The sequence below is a fragment of the Segeticoccus rhizosphaerae genome (genome assembly GCF_005222685.1).
In the GTDB taxonomy this organism is placed as follows: Bacteria; Actinomycetota; Actinomycetes; order Actinomycetales; family Dermatophilaceae; genus Segeticoccus; species Segeticoccus rhizosphaerae.
Genome location: NZ_SWMA01000031.1, coordinates 1 through 21,394, shown reverse-complemented (window position 1 = coordinate 21,394; position 21,394 = coordinate 1). Strand labels below are relative to the sequence as shown.

Genomic DNA, 21,394 nt, shown 5'->3' with positions numbered 1-21,394 from the left:
ATGACCCAGCCGTTTCACCGCCTCTTCAGCCCCATCCGGATAGGAAGCCGCAGCGTCAAGAATCGCATTGCAGTCACCGCACACAACCTCAACTGGGACGACAATGGCCGGCTCAACCAGGAGTACGTCGACTATCTGATTCGCCGCGCCGAGGGGGGCGCTGGAATCGTGATGTGCTTCGGCGCGGCCAATGTTGATGCAGCGGCCGGGTCCATCCCCGGCAGGGTCAGTCTCTGGGATCCAGAGAACGAGCCGTTGCTGACCGAGTTGGCCAACGGAATCAAGGCTCATGGCGCGCTGGCGATCTCCCAGGTCAACCACGTGGGCAGGAGGGGCACCTCGGCATCCACTGAGCGACCACTGTTGGCGCCCTCCGAGGACCCCGAGCCAACTCATCGTGAAACGCCGCACGAGCTGGAGCCGGACGAGATCACCCGGATCATCGATTCCTTCGCGGATGCCGCGAAGCGGTTGGCTCGGTGCGGCTGGGACGGCGTCGAAATCACCTCCTTCGGTGGGCAGCTGATCGAGCAGTTCTGGAGCCCCACGATCAACACCCGGCCGGACGCCTATGGCCAGTCCTTTGAGGGCCGGATGCGCTTCGGTGTCGAGGTGGTTCGCGCGGTGCGCGCTGCCCTGCCCAGGGACGCGGTCGTCGCCTTCCGGATGACCGGCGATGCACTGTCGGACGAGCTCGGACTCGCTGCCCCGGACCTCTTGCGGATCGCTGAGCACCATGACTCGCTGGGAATGATCGACGTGTTCAACATCAGTGGCGGGACGGGTGCGACCCTGAAGAGTCAAGCGGCCGTCGTGCCGCCGGCGACCTTCGCTCCTGGTTGCTATCTCCCGCTGGCCAAGGCCATGAAGGAGCGATTGAGCGTCCCGGTCCTGAGCGCAGGCCGGATCCTTGTCCCGGCTCAGGCGGAGGACGCCCTGCGTGATGGCGACTGCGACTTGGTCGCCATGACCCGGGCCACGATCGCCGACCCGGATCTGCCAAGGCTCGCCCGAGCCGGTGAAGTGGACCGGATCCGACCGTGCATCTCGATCAACGATGCCTGCATCGGCAGGAGCTACCAGGGCAGGCGGGTGCTGTGTGCCGTCAACGCAGCGGTTGGGCATCCCGCCCTCGCGGCAGCCGAGGAGGGTGATGGGCCGAACCAACGGCGAGTCCTGGTCGTCGGCGGGGGTCCGGCAGGCTTGGAGGCGGCCCGAGTGGCATCACTCCGGGGCCACGCGGTGACCGTGCTGGAGGCCGCGGACCGATTGGGCGGCCAGATCGCGGTGGCTGCCCTAGCAGAGGACCGCCCGCGGCTAGGCGAACATGTCGCTTGGCTGACGCGGCAGATCAAGCGGCAGGGAGTCGAGGTGCGCCTGGACACCAGGGTGGACTCTGAGTCGCTCCAGTCGCTCCAGCCTGATCACGTGATCATCGCAACCGGGGCCTCCAGCGTCGTACCGGATCTCTGCGACACGGCGGGTGTCGTGGTCAGCACCGACGTGCAGGTGTTGCGGGGGGAGGTGCCGGTCGAGCCGGGGAGCAGGGTGGTGGTCTATGACCGTGAGGGCGGGATCCGCGGCGGCTCGATCTCGCTAGCGGTCGCGCGGAAGGGCGCGCACGTGACGCTGGCCACGCCGTTGCAGGCTCCCTGCCAGGACCTGGATCCCACACAGCTGCCGTTCATCAGGACCCAGCAGGAGCTCCTGGGGGTCGAGATGCTCACGGACGTCCGGCTGTTAGGCCTCGATCGCCAGAGAGCGACCTTTTCGAACGTGTGGTCCGACGCCGAGACGACCCTGTCCGCCGACCACGTGGTCTTCGTCGGCTTTTATCGAGCCAACAGCGACCTGGCCCGTCGGCTGCGGCACCGCGCTTCGGTCGCGCAGGTGCAGGCCATCGGTGACTGCGTGGCGCCGAGAACGCTGCGCGACGCCGTCAGGGAGGGCGCGATGGCGGGGGCAAGCCTGTGATGTCGCACCGCGAGACCTCGTCACCACCCTCCTTCGGCCCAGAGGAACGCTCCCGGTTCGATGCGTTGAGCTTCGACTGCTATGGGACGCTGATCGACTGGGAGCTGGGCATCGGCCGCGTCCTGGCCGCGTGGGCGGACGCTGTTGATCTGTCGCTCACAGTTGAGGAGCTGTTGACCCTTTATGCCACGCAGGAGGCGCGGGCCGAGCGCGAACAACCCCGGGCCCTCTATCCCGATATCCTCGCCCGGAGCTTCAGGGCGATGGGGCAGTCCCTTGAGGTCGAGGTCGCGGACAGCTGGGCGGAGCGACTCGGCGACTCCGTCGGCGACTGGCCGGCCTTTCCCGATTCACGTCAGGCACTGGAGCGATTGCGCACGAGGTACCAGCTCGTCGTACTCTCCAACGTCGACCGGGCCAGCCTGGCCCGCAGCCTCGTGCACCTGGGCGTGGAATTCGAGGGCCTGATCACGGCGGAGGACGTCGGGAGCTACAAGCCGAATCCAGCCAACTTCGACCGGCTCCAGGCCTTTGCGCGGTCGCGTGGCATCCACGAGGGGAGACTCCTGCACGTCGCGCAGAGCCTCTTCCACGACCACGTCCCCGCTCACCGCGCCGGATTGCCCTCCGTCTGGATCAATCGCCGCCATGGCCGGGCAGGGTGGGGCGCCACACCACCCCCAAGCCAGCACGTCACGGTGGACTGGATCTTCCCCGACCTGAGCTCCTTCGCCGATGCCGCAGTCGGAGACACCGACCAAAGCATGTGAGGCCCAGTGGATTCGGCGTGTCAGAGCTGCAGGGACTTGACCTGCAGGAACTCCTCCAGGCCGTAGCGTCCGGACTCGCGTCCGAGGCCCGACCGCTTGTAGCCGCCGAACGGCGCCAGGAAGTTGTAGGCGCCTCCATTCACGGTGACCTGGCCGGTCCGCAGATTCCGGGCCACGCCGACGGCACGGTCGCGGTCGGCACTCCAGACGGCACCAGACAGCCCATAGTCGGAGTCGTTGGCCAGCGCCACAGCCTCGTCCTCCGACTCGTAGCCGGTGATGCCGAGGACCGGTCCGAAGATCTCCTCGCGGAAGATCGACATCTCCGGACGGACCTCACTGAAGACGGTGGGCGGCACGAAGTAGCCGTGGGAGAGTGCGGCGGGACGCTCGATCCCACCGCACACCAGGCGTGCACCACTGTCCATGCCCGCGCGGACGTATCCGCGCACCCGGTCCCACTGTGTGCTCGAGACGACCGGGCCCAGCCGAACCGACTCGTCGCGGGGATCTCCAATCGTGTAGGCCCCCGCTGCTTCGGCGGCCACGTTCGCGGCCCGCTCGACGGCAGATGCGGGCACCAGCAGCCGGGAGAGCGCGGCGCAATTCTGGCCGGCGTTGGTCAGGCAGCGCTCGAGCACCTGTGGGACCACAATCTCGAGATCCGCGTCATCCAGCACGATCGCGGCCGACTTGCCGCCCAGCTCCAGGCAAAGCCGTTTGATCTGGGGGGCCGCCAGCTCGCTGATCCGCATCCCGGCGCGGGTCGAGCCGGTGAAGCTGACCAGGTCCACGTCGGGATGGCTAACCAAGGCCTCGCCGACACCGGCCCCCGATCCGGACACGAGGTTGAAGACGCCTGGCGGGAGACCGGCTCGGTCGATGATCTCGGTGAGCAGCAGCGCGTTGAACGGTGTCACCTCGCTCGGTTTGAGCACAACGGTGCACCCGGCAGCCAGGGCTGAGGCCACCTTGAGCGTGATCTGGTGCAGCGGGTAGTTCCAGGGCGTGATGCACGCCGCCACGCCCATGGGTTCACGGATGACCAGGCTGGTGCCGATCTCCTCCTCGAACGCGTAGCCACGCGCGACCGAAACCACCCCGTCGAAACCCGTGAGCGACAACCCGACCTGAGAGGCGCGGGAGTCGACGATCGGTGCTCCCAGCTCCTCGCTGATCGTCCGAGCCATCTCCTCGGCCCGCTCTCGCAGTCCTTGGGCGATCGCGTCCAGGTGGTCGAGACGCTCCTTCAGCGGTGTTCGACTCCAGGACGCGAAGGCTCTTCGCGAGGCCGCCACGGCACGGCCCACCTCGGCCGGTGTGCACTCGGGGACGGAGCCTATCGATGCCTCGGTGTACGGGTCGAACACCGGAATCGCGTCAGGCGATTCCGGCCGTTGCCACGATCCATCCAGGTAGATTGCTGAGCGCATGTCGACAGTCTACAGTTGGACGATCCTGCAATGGAGGACCCGCAGATGACCCTCTCATTCCCGGCGGCAGTGTTCCGCGGTGTCGACGAGCCGCTACAGATCGAGCAGGTGGATCTGCCGGATGGCCCGCCCCCCGGTGAGGTTCTGGTGGAGTTGGCCGCGAGCGGGCTCTGCTTCAGCGACCTGCACGTCCTGCGCGGCGACTGGCCGGCTCCCACCCCCCTGGTCCTCGGGCATGAGGGCGCCGGTGTGGTGCGGGCGGTCGGCGCGGGTGTGCGCCGCCTGCGGGAGGGCGACCACGTCATTCTCTGCTGGACGCCGTCCTGTGGGGTGTGTCGCTTCTGTGCGAGTGGCCGCCCGTCGCTGTGCGACGAAGCCAAGGCCAAGGCGTCTCGGCACGTGATGCCCGACGGGACCACGCGGCTGCGCCAGGGTGGCGTCCCGGTCCACAGCTACATCGCGCTCGGGACGTTCGGTCGCTTCGTGATGGTGCAGGAAAGCGCGGCGATCGCGATTCGGCGTGACGTGCCGTTGGACCTGGCGAGCCTGGTCGGCTGTGCCGTCACCACAGGGATCGGGGCGGTCATCAACACCGCGAAGGTGGAGCCGGGTGCGAGTGTACTGGTGCTCGGCTGCGGTGGGGTGGGACTCAGCGTCGTGCAGGGAGCCGCGCTGGCCAGGGCCGCCACCATCGTCGCCGTGGACCTTGATCCGGAAAAGCGGCAGCTGGCCACGACGCTCGGAGCCACGCACGCGCTCGACGGGGCCGACGCGAACCTGCAGGGGCGGCTGACCGAGCTCGGCGCCGGCGGCGGTTTCGACTACGCCTTCGAGGCCATCGGAGCGCCCGCCACCACCGACGTCGCGATACGGAGTCTGGGCAAGGGCGGCACCGCCGTGCTCGTCGGTCAGGTACCGGCGGGTGTGACGGTCCCGATCGATCCCTTGCTCATCTCCGACCAGGAACGCGTCATCCGCGGGTCGAACTACGGATCCGCCCGGCCGGTGGTCGATTTCCCCCGGATCCTGGATCTCTATGCGCGAGGGGTCATCAACCTCGACCTCATGGTCACCGAGCGCATTCCGCTGGAAGAGATCAACTCGGGATTCGATGCTATGAGGGCTCACCGAGGAGCCAGAACGGTGGTGGAGTTCGATCACGGCCTTGCGCGAGCGTCCAGCATGTGAACATCCGGTTGACCACTTGCTGTCAACTGTCGACACTTGCTGGATTCCGGTTCAAATGACCGGTTCGACAGCCTTCATGAAGGACGACGTCGTTACCGCCGTCACCTCGAGCCGCTCGCCCCGTCGAGAGAAGGAAACCCGACCATGAGCCTCCCTCCGGTCGTCACGTTCGACTGCTATCGGACCTTGATCGACTTCGACCTGAACCGCGCCACGCTGCCGATCGTCCAGGAACGGCTGGAGGCCGTCGGTGTCGAGGCCGACGAGTTCCTGGACAACCTTCGGGTGATGCGGTTCCAGGGTGTGGTGCAGCCCTACCGGCGGTACCAGGACATCCTTGCCGAAACGCTGGAGAGTTGCATGCTCCTGCACGGGATCCCAAGCAACGATGACGATGCCGACCGACTGATCGACGCGGCGAGAAGGTTCGAGGTCTTCCCCGAGGTCCCGGCCGCACTCGAGCGGCTGCGAGAGCGCTACCAGCTGGCCATCATTACCAACAGCGACGATGACCTCATCCCCTACGGCTTAGCGGAGATCGGCGTCCCGTTCGACTACGTGGTGACCGCCGAACAGGCGAAGGCCTACAAGCCTCGCCCAGAGGCATTCGACAAGCTCTTCGAGGTGCTGCCCCAGACGCGTGATCAGATCACCCACGTCGCCCAGGGTTGGGACTACGACATCATGCCCACCAAGGACTTCGGGCTGGCCCGACGCGTCTGGGTCAATCGCTACGGTTTCACCGGCAGCGACTACTACGCGCCTTACGACGAGATCCCCGACCTCTCGTCCCTACCGCAGCTCCTTGGCGTATGACTACTGCGATGACGATCACGGAGAAGGTGGGAGCGAACGGACGGGTCTCATTCTGGTACGAGGCCATCGGGGGGCTGCCTGCCTACCGGCCGCCGTTGGCGGGCGACCGGTCCGCGGATATCTGTATCGTCGGCGGGGGATTCACGGGGTTGTGGACGGCCTACTACTTGAAGCAGGCGGACCCTAGCCTCGACATCGTCGTCGTCGAACGGGAGTTCGCCGGTTTCGGCGCTTCCGGCCGAAACGGTGGATGGGCCTCCGGCCTGCTCGCCGGTTCGCGCGAGCGGTTCGCCCGCCTCTACGGCCAGGAAGCGGTCCGGCGTCAGCAGCGGGTCATGAGTGAGTCCGTCGACGAATTGATCCGTGTCGCTGACACGGAGGGGATCAGCGCCGACATCCTCAAGTCGGGCACGGTACGGATCGCGTCTACGCCCGGTCAGGTCTCCCGCCTGCGAGAACGGGTGGCGGACGACCATCACTGGGGTGTCGAGGACGCCCGGATGCTCGAAACCGAGGAGCTGTCTGCCCGCATCCGGACCGGTGACGCCGTGGCCGCCAGCTTCACTCCGCACTGCGCCCGCATCCAGCCGGCCAAGTTGGTGCGGCAACTCGCCGACGTCGTGGAGCGACGTGGCGTCGCGATCTATGAAGGCACGGCGGCGTCCCGCATCGGCCAAGGCGTCGTCCAGACAAACCGAGGCGTGGTGCGTGCGCCCGTGATCCTGCGCGCGACCGAGGGTTTCACTGCGTCGTTGGCCGGACAGGGCCGCACCTGGCTGCCGATGAACAGCTCGATGATCGTGACCGAGCAGCTCACGGATGCCATGTGGGATGAGATCGGTTGGGCGGGGGCCGAGACGCTGGGTGACACCGCCTATTCTCACATGTATGCCCAGCGGACCGCGGACGGCAGGATCGCCTTGGGCGGGCGCGGCATCCCCTACCGCTTCCATTCGCACACCGACATCGCCGGGCGGACCCAGTCCAAGGCCATCGACGAGCTGGCGCAGGTCCTGCACCGCCGGTTTCCGGTGACGCGCGAGGCGCGGATCCAGCACGCCTGGTGCGGGGTCCTCGGCGTGCCACGTGACTGGTGCTCGAGCGCTGTCTTCGACGTGAAGACGGGGCTTGGCTGGGCCGGGGGTTACGTCGGTCAGGGAGTCACCACCACGAACCTCGCCGGCCGGACCCTCCGGGACTTGGTGCTGCGGCGACAAACGGAACTGACATCGTTGCCCTGGGTGGGGCACACCTCACGCAGATGGGAGGTTGAGCCGGCTCGCTGGATCGGGGTCCGATCCATGTACGCGGCATACCGGCATGCGGATCACAAGGAGTCCAAGGCCTCTGGGCAGGAGTCACGCCTCGCCCACGTGGCCGACTTGATCAGCAAGCGGCCCTGAGCACCGTGCTCAGTGGCCGCCCACCAAACCCGCATCGGCGGGCTCCGGCAGTTCATTCGTGGATGAAAGGTTCGTCATGAAGCACACCGGCATGGCATTTCTCCTGCTGCGCGATCGGCCCACGTCCCGGCGCAGGGGCTGGGCGATCTCGTTGACTTGCTCCGCTGCACTCATCGGGGCCGGAGTCTCGGCCTGCGGAAGCTCGAGCACTCCGGAGGCCGCACCGAGCGCGACGGGAGGGGGCATCACCACGGGCACGGGCAAGGGAGGTGAGATCCCCAACAACACCAAGGACCCCAAGATCGCAGCGCTCGTGCCCGCGTCGTTGCGCAAACAGGGCTACCTCACGGTGGCGTCAGAGAACTACCCGACCGCCGTCATCGTCCCAGAGGGGGGAGGTGCACCCACTGGATGGGAGCCAGCCATCGCCAAGCAATTGGGCGACGTCCTCGGCATGGAGTTCCGGATCAAGATCGTCCCCTTCGACAGCATCATCCCCGGCCTACAGGCAAAGCGCTTCGACATCGCCATGGGGCAAATCGCCATCAACCCAGAGCGCAAGAAGGTGGTCATCTTCGTGTCCGAGGCAGACTCCTCGGACTCGTTCATGGTCAAGAAGGGCGGCGGCCTCGACATCCAAAAGACGTCGGACATGTGCGGCCACACCGTGGCGGTCCTGTCGGGCTCCGTCGAGGCGGGCGCCGTGCGGCAGGCCAACAAGGAGTGCAAGCAATCCGGCGTCAAGCCGATCACTATCCAGCAGTACAACGACCAGTCCGCGGCCAATCTAGCCGTCCAGAGCTCGCGCGCAGAGATCAACGTGGGCTCGACCAGCACACTAACTTACGTGACTCAGCAGCACCCGGATCAGTTTGAGCTGCAGGGGTCGTTCAAGCGCTCCGACGGCAATATCACCGGGATCGCGATCACCCGTACACCGGAGGGCCAGCAGTTGGCCAAGGCGCTCCACGCTGGAATGAACAAACTCATCAAGAACGGCACCATGAAGGCCATCATGAACAAGTGGAACGGCGGTACGGGCCTCATTCCCGAGTCCAAGCTATACCCGTGAACGCAGGTCTGCGCCCGCACGTCACACGGGTGACGGTTCGCCACACCGTGGCCGATCGTATACGCCTGGACCACGGGTGCGACTCATCTCCACCGGTCGAACGGAGTAGCTCATGAGTACGACGACAACCACGTTGCCGGCGGCGCGCGACGCGTCGGTCGTGAAGCTGTCCCACCCCACGAGGTGGATCACGGCTGCCGTCCTGCTGGTGCTGGCCGCGATGATGGCGAATGCACTGGTGACAAATCAGCGGTTCGGCTGGTCTCAGGTCGGTCACTACTTCTTCAGCAGTCAGATCCTGGGAGGGTTGAAGAGGACGCTGTTCCTCACGGCGGTGGCCATGATCATCGGCGTTGTTCTGGGGACCATCCTCGCCGTGATGCGGATGTCCGAGAACCCCGTCGCCAGGACCACTGCGGGGTTGTACATCTGGTTCTTCCGCGGCACGCCTCTGCTGGTACAGCTCATCTTCTGGTACAACCTCTCGGCCCTGTACCCCCGCCTATCAGTGGGGATCCCCTTCGGGCCGGAATTCGCTGGTTTCACCACCAACGAAATCCTCACCGTCTGGCTGGCAGCAATCTTGGGACTGGGACTGAACGAAGCCGCATACATGTGCGAGATCATTCGCGCCGGGCTTCTGTCGGTCGACCAAGGTCAGCGGTCGGCGGCCTTGGCGCTGGGCATGCGCGAATCCCTGCTCTTCCGCAGAGTGGTGTGGCCACAATCCCTTAGAGTCATCGTCCCACCGGTCGGCAACCAGGTCATCGGCATGCTGAAATTCACTTCACTGGTCAGCGTCATCGCGCTGCCCGAACTGCTGTACTCGGCGCAACTGATCTACCAGCAGAACTTCCAGACCATCCCCCTGCTGATGGTGGCCTGCATCTGGTACCTGCTCGTGACCTCAGTGCTATCGGTGGCCCAGCACTACATCGAGCGCCACTACGGCCGCGGAACCAATCTCAACACTGGACCGTCAATGGCGGCGAATCTGCTGGCTGCGCTGCGAGCACGTGCGCGCCAAGCCGGGGACGGGGTGAGTTGAAACATGTCCGATGACAGCCGAGCCACGAACCAGCCGCCGGTGACTCCACTCGTGAGGGTAGTCAATCTGCATAAGCACTTCGGACTGCTCGAAGTCCTCAAGGGCGTTGATCTGGAAGTGACGCAAGGAGAAGTCTTGTGCGTGCTCGGCCCCTCCGGCTCGGGCAAGAGCACCATGCTGCGGTGCATCAACCACCTGGAGCGCCCCGACGGTGGCTATGTCACCGTCCGCGACGAGATCATCGGCTATCGCTACCGGGGCGAAAAGCTGCACGAGCTGCGACCTAACGAGATCGCACTGCAGCGCACGAAGATCGGCATGGTCTTCCAACAGTTCAACCTCTTCCCGCACATGACCGTCCTCGGCAACGTCATGGAGGCGCCGATCAGGGTGCTGAGGCAGAAGCGCGCCGAGGTCGAGGCCCGGGCGCACGCCGCGCTTGAGGAGGTCGGCCTCTCGGACAAGACCCACGCCTACCCGAAACAACTGTCCGGGGGACAGCAACAGCGGGTGGCGATCGCCCGAGCGCTGGCGATGCAGCCCGACCTCATGCTGTTCGACGAACCGACGTCGGCCCTGGACCCAGAGTTGGTCAACGAGGTGCTGGACGTCATGCGGCGCCTCGCCAACGAGGGCATGACCATGGTAGTCGTTACCCACGAGATGAACTTCGCGCGCAACGTCGCGGACAAGGTCGCCTTCATGGATGGCGGCGTCGTGGTCGAATACGGCCCGCCGTCGCAGGTGATCGACGCTCCACGCCAGAGACGGACCCAGGACTTCCTGGGGAGCGTCAGCCGGGCACCCGCGTACACCGAGCCGGATCCGACCCACACATCGAGGTGACCAACACATCATGGACGCGATTCTGGAACCGCTGGAAGTGGCGGGGTTGCACCTGCGCAACCGAATCTACAGCCCGGCCCACGCTCCCACCGGTTACCTGAACGACGGGGTGCCGGCCGAGCGGTACGTCGCGTACCACGAGGAGAAGGTCAAGGGCGGTGCCGCGCTGACGATTGTCGGCGGATCGAGCAACGTCGCCATCGACTCAGCCGACGTGTTCTCGAACTTTTACGCCGGCGGACCCGAAATCCTCGGCTTCTACGGCGAGCTCGCTCGCCGAATCCACCGCCATGACGCCGCGGTCATGGTGCAGATCACCCACCTGGGTCGGCGCTCCAAGTCCGACACCTCGCACTGGCTGCCCACGATCGCGCCCTCTGCGGTCCGCGAGCACGCACACCGCAGTTACCCCAAGGAGGTGGAGGACTTCGACATCACCAGAGTGGTCGCCGCCTACGGGCGAGCGGCCGCTCTGGCTCGGGAGGGCGGACTGGACGGTGTGGAGGTGGCCGCGCTGGCCGGTCACCTCATCGACCAATTCTGGGCACCCCGGACCAACCACCGGACTGATGAGTTCGGCGGGTCGCTGGAGAACCGCCTGCGATTCGGACGGATGGTGCTGGAGGAGGTCCGCCGGTGCGTCGGCCCTGACTTCGTCGTGGGGCTGCGGATGCCCGGTGACGAGGCGGCGGCCGGCGGTCTCGACGCCGAGTTGTGTCGCGAGATAGCCGCAGCGGTCTGCGACTGGGGCGTGGTCGACTACCTGTCCGTGGTCTACGGCGGTGGGGAGTCGCCTCAAGAACTGTCCAACGTCATGCCGGGGTTCGGGAACGGCCTCGGCGCACATCTGGAGATGGCCAAGCATCTGCGCGCGGCTGTGCCGGTGCCGGTGTTCCATGCAGGCCGGATCGCGGATGTGGCGACGGCGCGCCACGCCTTGACCAGTGGCAGCGTCGACATGGTCGGCATGGTCAGGGCGCACATGGCCGATCCAGAGATCGTAGCCAAGGTCCTCCGCGGCGAGGAAAGTAGGATACGGCCCTGTGTCGGCGCCAGTTACTGCCTCGGCCAAGCCGGAACCTTCTGCCTGCATAATCCGGCGACCGGGCGCGAAACTGTCCTGTCGCAGGTCACGACCAGCACGTCGGAACGCCGTCGCGTCGTAGTGGTCGGTGGGGGCGTGGGTGGCCTGGAGGCGGCCCGGGTCTGTGCGGAGCGCGGTCACGAGGTGACGCTGCTGGAGGCCTCCGACCGATGGGGTGGTCAGCTCGCCACGCTCATCCGAGCCCGTCGCCAGTCCGAGAAGCTCGGCATCGTCGACTGGTTGGTTGCCGAGGTCGACCACGGGGGAGTCTCCGCGCGGCTCAACATGTTTGCCGAGGCCGATGACGTCCACGCCCTTGTGCCGGACGTCGTGATCACCGCCACCGGTGGCCTCCCGCTCCTCGACCTCGAAGGCCCCGGCAGCGACCTCGTGGTGTCCTCGGCTGAGGCCATGGGAAGGTCCGTGCGTGCCGGAGAACGGGTCCTGATCTTCGACGATGACGGGGGCGAGAACGCCCTGACGGTGGCCGAATACGTATGCGCCCATCATGGGATCGTGGAGCTGGTCACTCCGGACCCCTGCCTTGGCCTCGACGTCGCGGCCACGCTCATGCCCGACTACCGTCGTGTCCTGCACGCGGCGGACGTGTCGGTCGTGCCCGACTCCGCCCTGCGATCGGTCGTGCGCGAGGACGGACGCCTGCGGGCCGAGGTGGTCAACACCTACACCGGGCGGACGAGCTTTCGCCAGGTAGACCGGGTGGTGGTAGAGCGCGGCACCATCCCCTTCGCCGACCTCTACCACGCGCTGCGGCCCGCATCCCGCAACCGCGGCGAGGTCGACCTGGACGACTTCGCCGCCGCGAGGCGCCAGCACGTGGTCACCAACCCGTCTGGCGAGTTCGCCCTCTACCGCATCGGCGACGCCGTCTCCCACCGTGGCGTGCACGGGGCGATCCTCGACGCGCGGCGGCTGTGCCAAAGCCTCTGATCGATGGCGGTCGCGGTGCAGGCTGAAGCTGAGTTCCCTTGATGGCTGAGTCACGGCTCGTCGTCGTGGGGGGAAACGTACTGCCCAACACAGCTCGATTCCCGGGCATTTCGGTCGATCTCGCCACACGGGACACACTGACGAAGCTCCTGCCGACCGCGACCGCGATGTTGGTACGTGACTTTGCCGGCACCTGGATCCCTGCAGTCATCGCCGACTCGGGTGACCGCCTGTCTTGGGTGCACGTCAACAGCGTGGGCGTCGACCACCTGTTGACCCCGGACCTCGTGGAGTCCGACATCATCGTGACGAACTCGTCCGGGGTGCTGGACCAGGCGATCGCGGAATACGTGCTCGCAACGATGCTCGCCTTTGCCAAACGCCTTCCCGGCAGTTTTCGAAGGCAACAACGGGGCCAGTGGCGACACGAGCCGAGCCAGCGGCTCACCGGATCGACCGCCCTAGTGATCGGGCCCGGCGCCATCGGGGCCGCCACGGCCGCGCTGCTCCGCCAGGTAGGGGTGCTCGTCGACGCGGTGGGACGGTCCGGGAAGAGGAACGAGCACGGGCCCTTCGGAGAGGTCTTCACCGCCGGGGAGCTTGCCCGGCGCGTGGGGGACTACGACCACGTTATCGTCACCGCGCCACTCACCGAGTTGACCCGCGGCATGATCGATTCACGGGTTTTGGACGCAATGAAGCCGACGGCCTGCCTAATCAACGTGGCCCGAGGCGAGATCGTCGACGAGCCTGCCCTCGTCGCAGCTCTCCAGACGGGTGCGATCGCCGGTGCTGCCCTCGACGTATTCGCCTCCGAGCCACTGCCTCAGGGCCATCCGCTCTGGAGTCTGCCCAATGCGATCATCACCTCGCACATGGCGGGCGACTTCATCGGCTGGCGAGCGGCGCAGGAAGAGCTGTTCCTGGACAACCTCGGACGCTTTGTCGGCGGACTGCCGCTGCTCAACCAGGTCGACAAACGGCTCGGCTACGTACCTTGGTCGGCTCTGCGTCATAATGGGGTCGGCCACCCGCTACGGGAGCAGACTGACGGTTCAGCCGCGCCCGAGCCGGATCACTGAATTCCTCAGGTGCCAGTCTATCTCGCCGAGAAAGGCGTCTGCATCACCGGCACGCAGCAGGTCGGCCAGACGCTGGTGCTGCTCGATCACCTGCTCCCGCCGGTCATAGATCCGCTCAAAGCGTTGGAGGCACAGAAGTGTCTCGGCCGCCAGGGTGGCGAACATTCGGCTCATCCGCCTGCTTCCGACCGAGTCGACGATCGTCTGGTGGAACGCCAGGTCGGTGCGCGTCACGTCCGCCCACTCACCCTGATCCAACGCCCATGACATCCGCACCAGGATCGCCTCCAGCTCATCGAGGAGCTGGTCGGTGTCGCGCTCGAACACGAGGCGTGCGGCCTCACGTTCGAGGGCGAGCCTGCCCTGATAGACGTCCGCGATGTCCTCGGAGTCCAGCATCACGACCGATGTTCCACGGTTGTGGACTTGGTCGAGTAGGCCCTCCTGCACTAGGCGTTGAATGGCCTCGCGCACAGGTCCGCGGCTCACCTCTAGGCGCGCGGCGACGTGTACCTCATTGACCTGCTCTCCCGGCTGGAGGCTCCCGTCCAGAATGAGGTCGCGGAGTTGTTCCGCGATGAGGCTGGCCGTGCCCTTCGCTCGGTTGGGCGAGAGCCGGTCGAGCGCGTTCACAGCTCACCTCGGCTTCTAGTCTGACTGGCTCGTCCACTGACCTTCCCGCAGCGAGCACAGTGACAGCGGGACAAAGGAAATATAGCCCAGCGAGTGATCTGCAGCTCGGTTACCTAGCCGAGCGAGCACTACAGGCATACGAATCGAATCTTGAGAACTGGCATGGAGGGCCCGCAACCACGCCTGGGTGACGGTCCGCCCCGGAGGAGCTCGGCGCCTGCGCGTATCTCGCTCACGCAAGTGAGATCATCGAGTTCGTGCCAGTCAATGCAACCCACTCCAGTTGGCTTCCCGGGCGATGCCGGCTCTTGTGCAGGCGGTCGTTCTGGCGCGTCGTATGGGTCGCGTGAGAACTCGTGACGGCGTGCTGAGGCGCGGATCGCCGGGGCATGAGCTGGGGCCATGCGTCTCAGCACTGGAATCTAGGCGAGTTCCAGTTCGGAAGAGGTGTGGTCACTCGGGTAGGCGCCCTGAGCGAGGGACCGGCCCAATACCCTGTGGGCGGTCGTCGCTGCATGTGCTCCTGCGAGCGCCTCTCGACCGAGATGAATGTCGTCGCTTGCGAGAAGGGCCACCCATTGGCCGAGTTGTCGTGCCCGGAGGCGTTCGACGTGGCAGGGCAGGACGCGGGCGGGCGCGTAGAGCAGTTGAGAGCGGATGAGGACGTCGGGCAACTCGGCGATGGCGTGGAGCAGGTCGGCGAGGTCCGACTGGATGTAGCTCAGGTCGGTGAGAGCCTGCTGCACGTCCAGGCCCGCAGACGTCGGCCGGCGGTCGTGCTGCATTGAAGGAACGGCGAGGATCTCGTTGAGGATCTCGTACAGGGTCGTCGCTGTCGTGACGTATTCGTGGCTGGGCCGGGTGGCGGTCGTCACGCCTGCCCACAGCGGTTCGGCGCGCTGCATGGCAACGGCGGCGGCGCGCAGACTGGCTCTGGCAGGAGCGACCTCGTCGGCCGCTGCGGCTTCCGAAGGCGGGGTGATGTCGAGGAGGTGGTCGGTGGCGGCATAAACGTGGACGGCTTGGTTGGTGATGTTGCGCAGGACTTCGGTGCTGGGGATCGTGCGTGCCAGTTCGCTGCGGGCGGCCTGGGCCCAGTTGCGGAGGCCCGATTCGAGCCGTTCGTTCGCGGTGTCCGGCGTGCTGGGTGGGGCGAAGCTGGGGAGGCGGAACAGCATGCTGTCGCGGTCAGGAATGGCGAGGGCGTCGAGGGCGTGTTCGGCGTAGCCGGTGACGCCCATGGGACGCTCGACGTGTTCCAGGGGAAGGCATGCCATGGCATGTCTGCCGGCAATCGTGGTGATGGCCATGAGGTACGCGATGACCGGGGCGGTCTGGGCGTCGTCGAGCATCCGGTCCAGCTCGGAGCCGGTCCAGGTGACCAGGTCTTGCCGTCTGGCTCCGGAGAGCAGGTCGGCGAGGACGCCGAGGGTCACAGACAGCTGGTTGAACGGGTCGGTGCTGGATGCGTCCGCTGGGCGCGCCGGCTCGACGGTGACCGGTGTCGTCTTGGTCTGCCGCTTCGGGATGGGTGGCGGCGGGAAGTCGTCCAGGAGCTGGATGAGGGCGGCATGGGCGCGTACGCCGTCTGGGTCGGTGGTGCGCAGGGGGCCGACGAGTTCGCGCAGCAGGCGGTGGGCAATGTGCTCGAAGGACGTCCACGAACTCAGGACGACTGGATCGACAAAGTGCCTGAGGGCCCGGGCTTCACGGTCGGCGCGGTCGAGCAGGTCTCCGACGGTCGTGGTGCTCATGGCAGCCCGGAGCGGTTCGTGTCCGTGCCGCTCGTGCCGGTGGGTCTGGCTGTGCTGTCGACGGCGGATCGGAGCTGGGCCAGCCGCAAGGTCCAGACCATCAGGTCGGGTGGTGCTTGCTGGAGCGGGATGGCGTCCAGCAGCGCGAGTGCTGTGTCCAGGTGCTCGAGCGGGCCCAGGGAGTCGTCGGGGTCGGGGACGGCGTGGATGCCGGGGTACAGGCCCCCGCACAGCAGGCTGAGCTGGGCACCCAGGGACCGAGCGGGCGCGAAGGGGTCATCGCCCGCTGTGGCGCGGATCTGCCTGGCCGCCCTGTCGAGGTGGGCACACGCCTGTTCGAGCAGCCCCTCGCTGTCCGGGTACGAGCGGCCGTAGGGATTGGCTGGGCGGGAGTTCACGGGGGTCCTTCAATGTCGTTGGATGGCGCGGCAGGGCATGGGTTCGTGGCCGGCCGGCATCAGGTCAGTGACGGCGTGGCCGACCGAGAGGGCGGTGGCCCGGCCGGCGTGAAGTCGGTGGGCCCTGTCGCCGGGCGTTCGGAGCTTCGTGAGGTCCAGTAGCGGTCGGCGTGCTGCAGGGCGGTGGTGTCCAGGGCTCGGCGCAGGGCGCGGCTGAACTGGTCGTTCGGGTTCCATCCCTGGGCGGTCATCTCGCGCTCGGCTCCGGTCAGCAGCGCGTCTCTCGCGTGGTCGGGAACCTGGGCGGCCAGGGGGAGGAGGGTGGCGAGGACCGCCGGGACCGGCTCGGAGACGCCGCCGTCCAGGAGTGTCTGGACGAGCTCGCGGCCAGGCAGGTGTGGATGCATCTGGTCTGGCGAGTCGTGGAGGAGGTGGGTGCGGTCGAACGCCGCCAGGCCGGTGGCGCCGTGGGCGCGGAGCCAGTCGGCGGGGTCGGACCCGGCTGGCAGGGTGGTGACCAGGGCCGGCCGGGCTGCGGTGATGGACAGCAGCCGCAGCCAGCGTGCGGTTCCTTCGCGTCCGGCCTGGTCGGGGTCGAGGGCGATGACCGGCGGCTGGTGGTGCATCGCGAGGACGGCGTCGGCCTGGGTGGGGGAGACGGTCACGCCGCTGGCGCTGACCGGCGCGAACCGGCCGGACTGGCCGGCTTGGGCTGCGGTGGCGGCGATGGCCAGGGCGTCCAGGGCGCCTTCGACGACCACGACGGTCGCGACCTCGGCCAGCCGGTGGTGGGTCGGCCGGTAGAGGACGGCCGACTTGTCGAAGATCGGGGTGCGGGTGGGGTCGCGGTACTTGGGTGCTGCCGGGTACCCGGTGGTGTCGCGGCCGAGAAAGCCCTGGATGCGCCCGTCCGAGTCACCGATCGGCAGGGTGACCCGGCCACGGTAGGAGTCGATCGGCTCCCTGCCGCGCGCGGGCTGGTAGGCGAGGTCGAGGTCGATCAACTCGGTGTCGGTCACGCCGAGGTCGCGCAGGTGGGCGGTGAGGGTGTGCCGGCCGGGGCTGGCGTACCCGGCCAGCGGCCGCCCACCAGTTTCGTGGCGTAGTGGTTCGAGGTCGATGCCGCGGTGGTGGCGCAGCCACGCTTCGGCGTGCGCTGCCGCGGCCGGGCTGGTGAAGTGCTCCCAAGCGAGCTGGTTGATCTGGTAGCCCCGTTCTGGGGAGGTCGTCGGCACCCGAACCGGTCTGGCGTGCATCGGCGTGGGGGTCGGCGCCGGTGCGGGGGAGTGGTCGTGGAACGGGTTGCCGTCCTGCAGCGCGCGGACCGAGGCGAGGAACGGCATACCGGTGATTCGGGAGATGTAGTCGATGACGTCGCCGGTGGCGCCGCAGCCGAAGCAGTGGAACCGGTCGGGCACGCCGCCCACGGACAGCGACGGATGGTGTCGTCGTGGAAGGGGCAGCACCCGACGTATCCGCGTCCCCGCGGGCGCAGGGCGACGCCGGAGGCGGCGATGACCTGCTCGATCGGGTGGGTGGCGCGGATCTGGTCGAGGTCCCACCGGGGCTGTGGTTGGTAGGGGCGGTGGGTGTCGTCGGTGGTCATAGCTCGACCTCGGCTCTGGGTCCGGTCGGTGCGGGGTCGTGTTGCGGCGCGAGCTGCTTCACGAGGTCGGTCACGGTGATGACGTGCATGTGCGGGTCGGTGTCCGCGGCGTGGGCGGTCGCGTCGTGGACCGCGTCCAGGGGGACGTCGTCGGCCAGGACGGCGTACTCGCGCCAGGTGGGGTCGTAGACGTAGAGCAGGCCGTGGTCGGCGCCGAGTTGGTGGCGCACGGTCAGGCGCTGGTCGCCGAGGCGTCCCCAGTGGTCGCCGAAGTCCCGGTCGACCCCGCGGCCGGCGTTGCGACGGGTGAACGCGATCGGGCCGAGCCACTCCAGTCCGTGCGTCGTCATCGGCGCCGCGTGCGCAGGTGTAATCGCTGCCAGCGTTCGCTCCGGCGACGGAGACGGCGTCGAAGACTGTTGATCGGTCGCGCGGCTGGTCGTGTGCGTCATGATGATGCCCCTTTGACTGACCCGGCCGGCCGAATGCCGGCCTCTGCATCGGCTACCGCCCAGCGGATACACCATCCGCACACGACACCGGCCGGCTCAGGAGTCGGCCAGGCCGTCCTGGATCGCGGCCTCGCGCCGGGAGCCGGTGTCGGCGGCCACGAAGGCGGCCCAGTCGTTCTCGTCGGTGGTCCAGCCACGGGCGGGGTCGTCGCGGTGTTCCTTGGCGGTGCACTGGGTGCGGGCCGCCCACGCGGTCAGGCGGTCCTCGATCTCGCGCAGTGCCCGGAACCAGTCCACGCCCGCGGAGGGGGAGGCGGTGGGGGTGAAGCAGGCGCGTTCGTGGTCGCGTAGCGCGGCCAGGGCGGCGACGATGCCGTCGTGGCGGTACCAGCACGGTGGGACGGTGCGGGCGTCCAGCCCGAACCGGTCGATCAGGTCCTCGACCCAGTCGCGCAGTTCGGTCCAGGCCTGTTCGGCGACCTCGGCCGGCAGGTCGGGCCAGTACACCGGCCCCGCCCCCGACACGGCACCGTTCGGTGAGTGGCCCTGGCTGTGGCGAGTCACGAGAGGGGCGACCGGTTCGCGGGATCGGTAGGCCCCGGCATACCGGTGGATGTACCGGACTGGCTTGGTATGCCGGGTGCCTGGCTCGCGCGGGCGGCGTGCGCGTGTTGGATGGTCGCCTCGAGCCGGTCGCGGCAGCGTTGCAGGGCGTCGGCATCGGATCTGGCGGTCCAGGGCGACAGGGTCAGCAAGATGGGTTTGGCGGCGCGCAGCAGCAGGATGCCGGTGCCGAACGGCAGCATCCGTAGCCGGGAGGGTTCCATCACCGGTACCTGGTAAGGCGTGGTGGACCGGGTGCGGGCGCCGTCCGCGCCGACCTGGTGGGTGTGCTGCTGGTCGGTTCGGGTGCCGACCAGCTTGGACAGGTCGTCCAGGTCGCGGGCGTTGGACCCGCCGCCCAGGACCAGTTTGACGATGGCCGCGTCCCAGATCGCGCCGGCCTGGTGGTCTCCCCACACGGCACGTGCCTGGGCCAAGGACTGCAGCACGGTCGTGGTGGCGATGCCGGTGCCGCCGCCGTCGGACATCAGCGACGGCAACGAGGGCAGGGGGTAGTTGGCGGCCTCGTCCAGGATCATCGACAGCGGCGGGTCGACCCGGGCGCCGGGGGAGGCGGCGGCCAGGCGGCGGGCGGCTTCGGCGACATCCTCGACGAACGCGCCGACCAGTCCGGCGGTGGCGGCCGCGCCGGTGGAGGTGCCGACCAGGTAGACGGTGCCCCGCTCACGCAGGAACACCTCGGGGTCGAACTGCTCGGTCGGTCCGGGGGACAGGGCGTCCAGCACGTTCGGGTCGGCCAGGGCGGCGAAGGCGATGCCGACCATGGCCCAGACCGAGTCACGCTGCTTGACGTCCGCGGCCACGATCGACTCGAGGGCCTTGTCCCACGCGGTCGCGGCGCGGGCGTTGGTGGTCAGGATCACCACCGCCTCCCGTGCCTGGGTCGCCGACAGCGACCACCGGTACAGGTCTGCGGTGGACCGCCCGCCCAGCGCGGCGGCGTGCAGCAGGCAGCGGACGGCTTGCTCGGCGCTGGACTGCCAGAAGCTGGCGTCGGTGGTCCCCTTGGCGGCGCCGACGGTCAGGGCCTTGGCGCGCACCAGCGCGGTCTGCGGGTTCTCACACCCCCGGATCGGGGACCACCGGGTGGCCGAGGGTATGCCGGGTGCGAGCCGCTGCGGGTCGAACACCGCCACCGGCCCCACCCTGGACCGCGCGTCCAGTGTCGCGACCAGGTTGTCCGGGCGAGTAGACGTGGTGACCACGGCGCCGGGGGCGTCCAGGATCGCGTTGATCACCACGTGCAGGCCCTTGCCCGACCGGGGCGGGCCGAGCAGCACCATCGAGTCCTCCACGCTGGCATAACAGGTGGTGCCGCGGCAGCGCCCGAGCAGGTGACCCAGGGCGGCGACGTCCGGGTGTTTCAGGGACGGGCGCAGCGTGGACGCTCGCTTCATGAGTGATCGGCGTCCGGCGACCCCGGCCGCCTCCCGGCGCGAGGCCACCCCCTTCAGCCGGTGCGGGTCGGCTGCGCGGTCCGTCTCGCGTCGGCGCGCGACCTGCCACAGGACCACGGACGCGCCGAGGGACAGCGTGAGCGTGGTGGCGGTGACTGTCCAGTACAACCAGGTGGGACCGACCGGCTGGCCCCATGCCGCTGACGGATCGGCGCGATGAGCCGTGAGGGCCGTGATCGCCGAGAAGAGCTCGACCGGCGGCACCGGGTGCCCGGACAGGACCGCCGCGCCCGCGGCCCCGGTCCACAGCACCACGGCCAACCCTCCCGCGCCCAGCACCGCAGCGAGCAGCCAAGTGTCACTGACCGGGCTCGACTTCCCCGTGGCCATCACGACAACCCGAGCCCAAGCCCGATGAGTTCGGTGGACATAGGCTCCAGCGACGGGTTCCGATGCGTCGAGGCCGAGAGCCCTTCCTGTTCTGGGCGGTTGGCGAGCTGTAGATCCGCGGCGCGGCCGCCGGCGGTGTGGGGGACGGTGCTCTTGGTGATGATCTCCTTCGCCGCGGCCGCCACCCGCGACGCGGCGGCTCTGACGACCTCCGTCCCCTCCTCTCCGGCCCAGGCGGACACGTACGGGAAGGTGTAGTCATCAGTGGCCAGACCGTGGGAGTCGGCGACGATGAACGCCACCGACTCGGCCTCCACCTCCTTCGCGCCCCGACCCATTGGCCTGGGACTGCCGCAGGCAGAGCGCACTTCGGGATCGTGAAGCACGGTGTGCCCCAGCTCTTTTCCGCACCAGGGCTGCAGGCTCGTAGTGGTGGTCGTCCGAATTTGGGTGGCGGCGAACTGCGTGCATTG

The 21,394-nt window shown here is 67.8% G+C and carries 18 protein-coding genes and 1 pseudogene; 10 read left to right on the top strand and 9 right to left on the bottom strand.

The window, feature by feature from the left end; all coding sequences use genetic code 11:
• Both FCN22_RS16860 and FCN22_RS16855 read left to right on the top strand, forming a co-directional pair.
• A complete protein-coding gene (locus FCN22_RS16860) occupies positions 1-1,974 on the top strand; it encodes an oxidoreductase (RefSeq protein WP_137122731.1) in 1,974 nt (657 codons plus the stop codon).
• Complete coding sequence (locus tag FCN22_RS16855; protein WP_137122730.1) at positions 1,974-2,744, top strand: haloacid dehalogenase type II; 771 nt, start codon at positions 1,974-1,976, stop codon at positions 2,742-2,744. Before FCN22_RS16860 ends, FCN22_RS16855 begins: the two co-directional genes overlap by 1 nt.
• Before the next feature lie 20 nt (positions 2,745-2,764).
• Here FCN22_RS16855 and FCN22_RS16850 read toward each other — a convergent pair whose 3' ends face one another.
• Complete coding sequence (locus FCN22_RS16850) at positions 2,765-4,177, bottom strand: aldehyde dehydrogenase family protein (RefSeq protein WP_137122729.1); 1,413 nt, start codon at positions 4,175-4,177, stop codon at positions 2,765-2,767.
• 45 nt (positions 4,178-4,222) lie between these two features.
• Between FCN22_RS16850 and FCN22_RS16845 the strand changes: the two genes are divergently transcribed.
• From FCN22_RS16845 to FCN22_RS16810, 8 genes are all read left to right on the top strand, one after another.
• Positions 4,223-5,365 (top strand): Zn-dependent alcohol dehydrogenase, encoded by a 1,143-nt coding sequence (locus FCN22_RS16845; RefSeq protein ID WP_137122728.1) that lies wholly within the window; start codon positions 4,223-4,225, stop codon positions 5,363-5,365.
• A gap of 144 nt (positions 5,366-5,509) precedes the next feature.
• Positions 5,510-6,181, top strand: a complete 672-nt coding sequence (locus FCN22_RS16840; protein ID WP_137122727.1) for an HAD-IA family hydrolase — start codon at positions 5,510-5,512, stop codon at positions 6,179-6,181.
• 8 nt (positions 6,182-6,189) lie between these two features.
• Positions 6,190-7,584 (top strand): NAD(P)/FAD-dependent oxidoreductase, encoded by a 1,395-nt coding sequence (locus tag FCN22_RS16835; RefSeq protein ID WP_137122726.1) that lies wholly within the window; start codon positions 6,190-6,192, stop codon positions 7,582-7,584.
• A 76-nt stretch (positions 7,585-7,660) separates the two neighbouring features.
• The gene (locus FCN22_RS16830) at positions 7,661-8,656 is read left to right on the top strand and encodes an ABC transporter substrate-binding protein (RefSeq protein WP_137122725.1); all 996 of its coding nucleotides are present in this window, start codon (positions 7,661-7,663) and stop codon (positions 8,654-8,656) included.
• Between the two features lie 112 nt (positions 8,657-8,768).
• Positions 8,769-9,704: an amino acid ABC transporter permease gene (locus FCN22_RS16825; RefSeq protein WP_137122724.1), complete on the top strand. Its 936-nt coding sequence runs from the start codon at positions 8,769-8,771 to the stop codon at positions 9,702-9,704.
• A 3-nt stretch (positions 9,705-9,707) separates the two neighbouring features.
• Positions 9,708-10,550 carry an amino acid ABC transporter ATP-binding protein gene (locus tag FCN22_RS16820; RefSeq protein ID WP_202911643.1) on the top strand — a complete coding sequence of 281 codons (843 nt, stop codon included), beginning with the start codon at positions 9,708-9,710 and terminating at the stop codon, positions 10,548-10,550.
• A 10-nt stretch (positions 10,551-10,560) separates the two neighbouring features.
• The gene (locus tag FCN22_RS16815) at positions 10,561-12,585 is read left to right on the top strand and encodes an oxidoreductase (protein WP_137122723.1); all 2,025 of its coding nucleotides are present in this window, start codon (positions 10,561-10,563) and stop codon (positions 12,583-12,585) included.
• A gap of 41 nt (positions 12,586-12,626) precedes the next feature.
• Positions 12,627-13,667: a D-2-hydroxyacid dehydrogenase gene (locus tag FCN22_RS16810; protein WP_137122722.1), complete on the top strand. Its 1,041-nt coding sequence runs from the start codon at positions 12,627-12,629 to the stop codon at positions 13,665-13,667.
• On the opposite strand, the gene FCN22_RS16805 is transcribed toward FCN22_RS16810, so the two are convergent.
• From FCN22_RS16805 to FCN22_RS16770, 8 genes and pseudogenes are all read right to left on the bottom strand, one after another.
• Positions 13,641-14,300 (bottom strand): GntR family transcriptional regulator, encoded by a 660-nt coding sequence (locus FCN22_RS16805; RefSeq protein ID WP_137122721.1) that lies wholly within the window; start codon positions 14,298-14,300, stop codon positions 13,641-13,643. The genes FCN22_RS16810 and FCN22_RS16805 overlap by 27 nt on opposite strands.
• Before the next feature lie 422 nt (positions 14,301-14,722).
• A complete protein-coding gene (locus FCN22_RS16800; RefSeq protein WP_137122720.1) occupies positions 14,723-15,736 on the bottom strand; it encodes a hypothetical protein in 1,014 nt (337 codons plus the stop codon).
• 314 nt (positions 15,737-16,050) lie between these two features.
• Positions 16,051-16,452 (bottom strand): hypothetical protein, encoded by a 402-nt coding sequence (locus tag FCN22_RS16795; RefSeq protein WP_137122719.1) that lies wholly within the window; start codon positions 16,450-16,452, stop codon positions 16,051-16,053.
• Positions 16,453-16,511: 59 nt separating this feature from the next.
• On the bottom strand, positions 16,512-17,918 hold the full coding sequence (locus FCN22_RS16790; protein ID WP_162308240.1) for a toprim domain-containing protein: 1,407 nt from the start codon (positions 17,916-17,918) through the stop codon (positions 16,512-16,514).
• A 136-nt stretch (positions 17,919-18,054) separates the two neighbouring features.
• Positions 18,055-18,408 carry a hypothetical protein gene (locus FCN22_RS16785; protein WP_137122717.1) on the bottom strand — a complete coding sequence of 118 codons (354 nt, stop codon included), beginning with the start codon at positions 18,406-18,408 and terminating at the stop codon, positions 18,055-18,057.
• A 198-nt stretch (positions 18,409-18,606) separates the two neighbouring features.
• Complete coding sequence (locus FCN22_RS16780; RefSeq protein ID WP_137122716.1) at positions 18,607-19,074, bottom strand: hypothetical protein; 468 nt, start codon at positions 19,072-19,074, stop codon at positions 18,607-18,609.
• Positions 19,071-20,921 carry a type IV secretory system conjugative DNA transfer family protein gene (locus tag FCN22_RS16775; protein ID WP_137122715.1) on the bottom strand — a complete coding sequence of 617 codons (1,851 nt, stop codon included), beginning with the start codon at positions 20,919-20,921 and terminating at the stop codon, positions 19,071-19,073. Before FCN22_RS16775 ends, FCN22_RS16780 begins: the two co-directional genes overlap by 4 nt.
• A pseudogene (locus tag FCN22_RS16770) lies at positions 20,921-21,394 on the bottom strand (hypothetical protein); the annotation flags it as partial. The pseudogene FCN22_RS16770 and the gene FCN22_RS16775, both read right to left, overlap by 1 nt.

Bases quoted from the DNA above. Each gene is read 5' to 3' on its own strand.
- FCN22_RS16820 (WP_202911643.1), top strand. From the start codon at position 9,708: ATGTCCGATGACAGCCGAGCCACGAACCAGCCGCCGGTGACTCCACTC.
- FCN22_RS16815 (WP_137122723.1), top strand. From the start codon at position 10,561: ATGGACGCGATTCTGGAACCGCTGGAAGTGGCGGGGTTGCACCTGCGC.
- FCN22_RS16845 (WP_137122728.1), top strand. From the start codon at position 4,223: ATGACCCTCTCATTCCCGGCGGCAGTGTTCCGCGGTGTCGACGAGCCG.
- FCN22_RS16785 (WP_137122717.1), bottom strand. From the start codon at position 18,408: ATGACGACGCACGGACTGGAGTGGCTCGGCCCGATCGCGTTCACCCGT.
- FCN22_RS16850 (WP_137122729.1), bottom strand. From the start codon at position 4,177: ATGCGCTCAGCAATCTACCTGGATGGATCGTGGCAACGGCCGGAATCG.
- FCN22_RS16775 (WP_137122715.1), bottom strand. From the start codon at position 20,921: ATGGCCACGGGGAAGTCGAGCCCGGTCAGTGACACTTGGCTGCTCGCT.
- FCN22_RS16830 (WP_137122725.1), top strand. From the start codon at position 7,661: ATGAAGCACACCGGCATGGCATTTCTCCTGCTGCGCGATCGGCCCACG.
- FCN22_RS16860 (WP_137122731.1), top strand. From the start codon at position 1: ATGACCCAGCCGTTTCACCGCCTCTTCAGCCCCATCCGGATAGGAAGC.
- FCN22_RS16840 (WP_137122727.1), top strand. From the start codon at position 5,510: ATGAGCCTCCCTCCGGTCGTCACGTTCGACTGCTATCGGACCTTGATC.
- FCN22_RS16810 (WP_137122722.1), top strand. From the start codon at position 12,627: ATGGCTGAGTCACGGCTCGTCGTCGTGGGGGGAAACGTACTGCCCAAC.
- FCN22_RS16835 (WP_137122726.1), top strand. From the start codon at position 6,190: ATGACGATCACGGAGAAGGTGGGAGCGAACGGACGGGTCTCATTCTGG.
- FCN22_RS16825 (WP_137122724.1), top strand. From the start codon at position 8,769: ATGAGTACGACGACAACCACGTTGCCGGCGGCGCGCGACGCGTCGGTC.
- FCN22_RS16855 (WP_137122730.1), top strand. From the start codon at position 1,974: ATGTCGCACCGCGAGACCTCGTCACCACCCTCCTTCGGCCCAGAGGAA.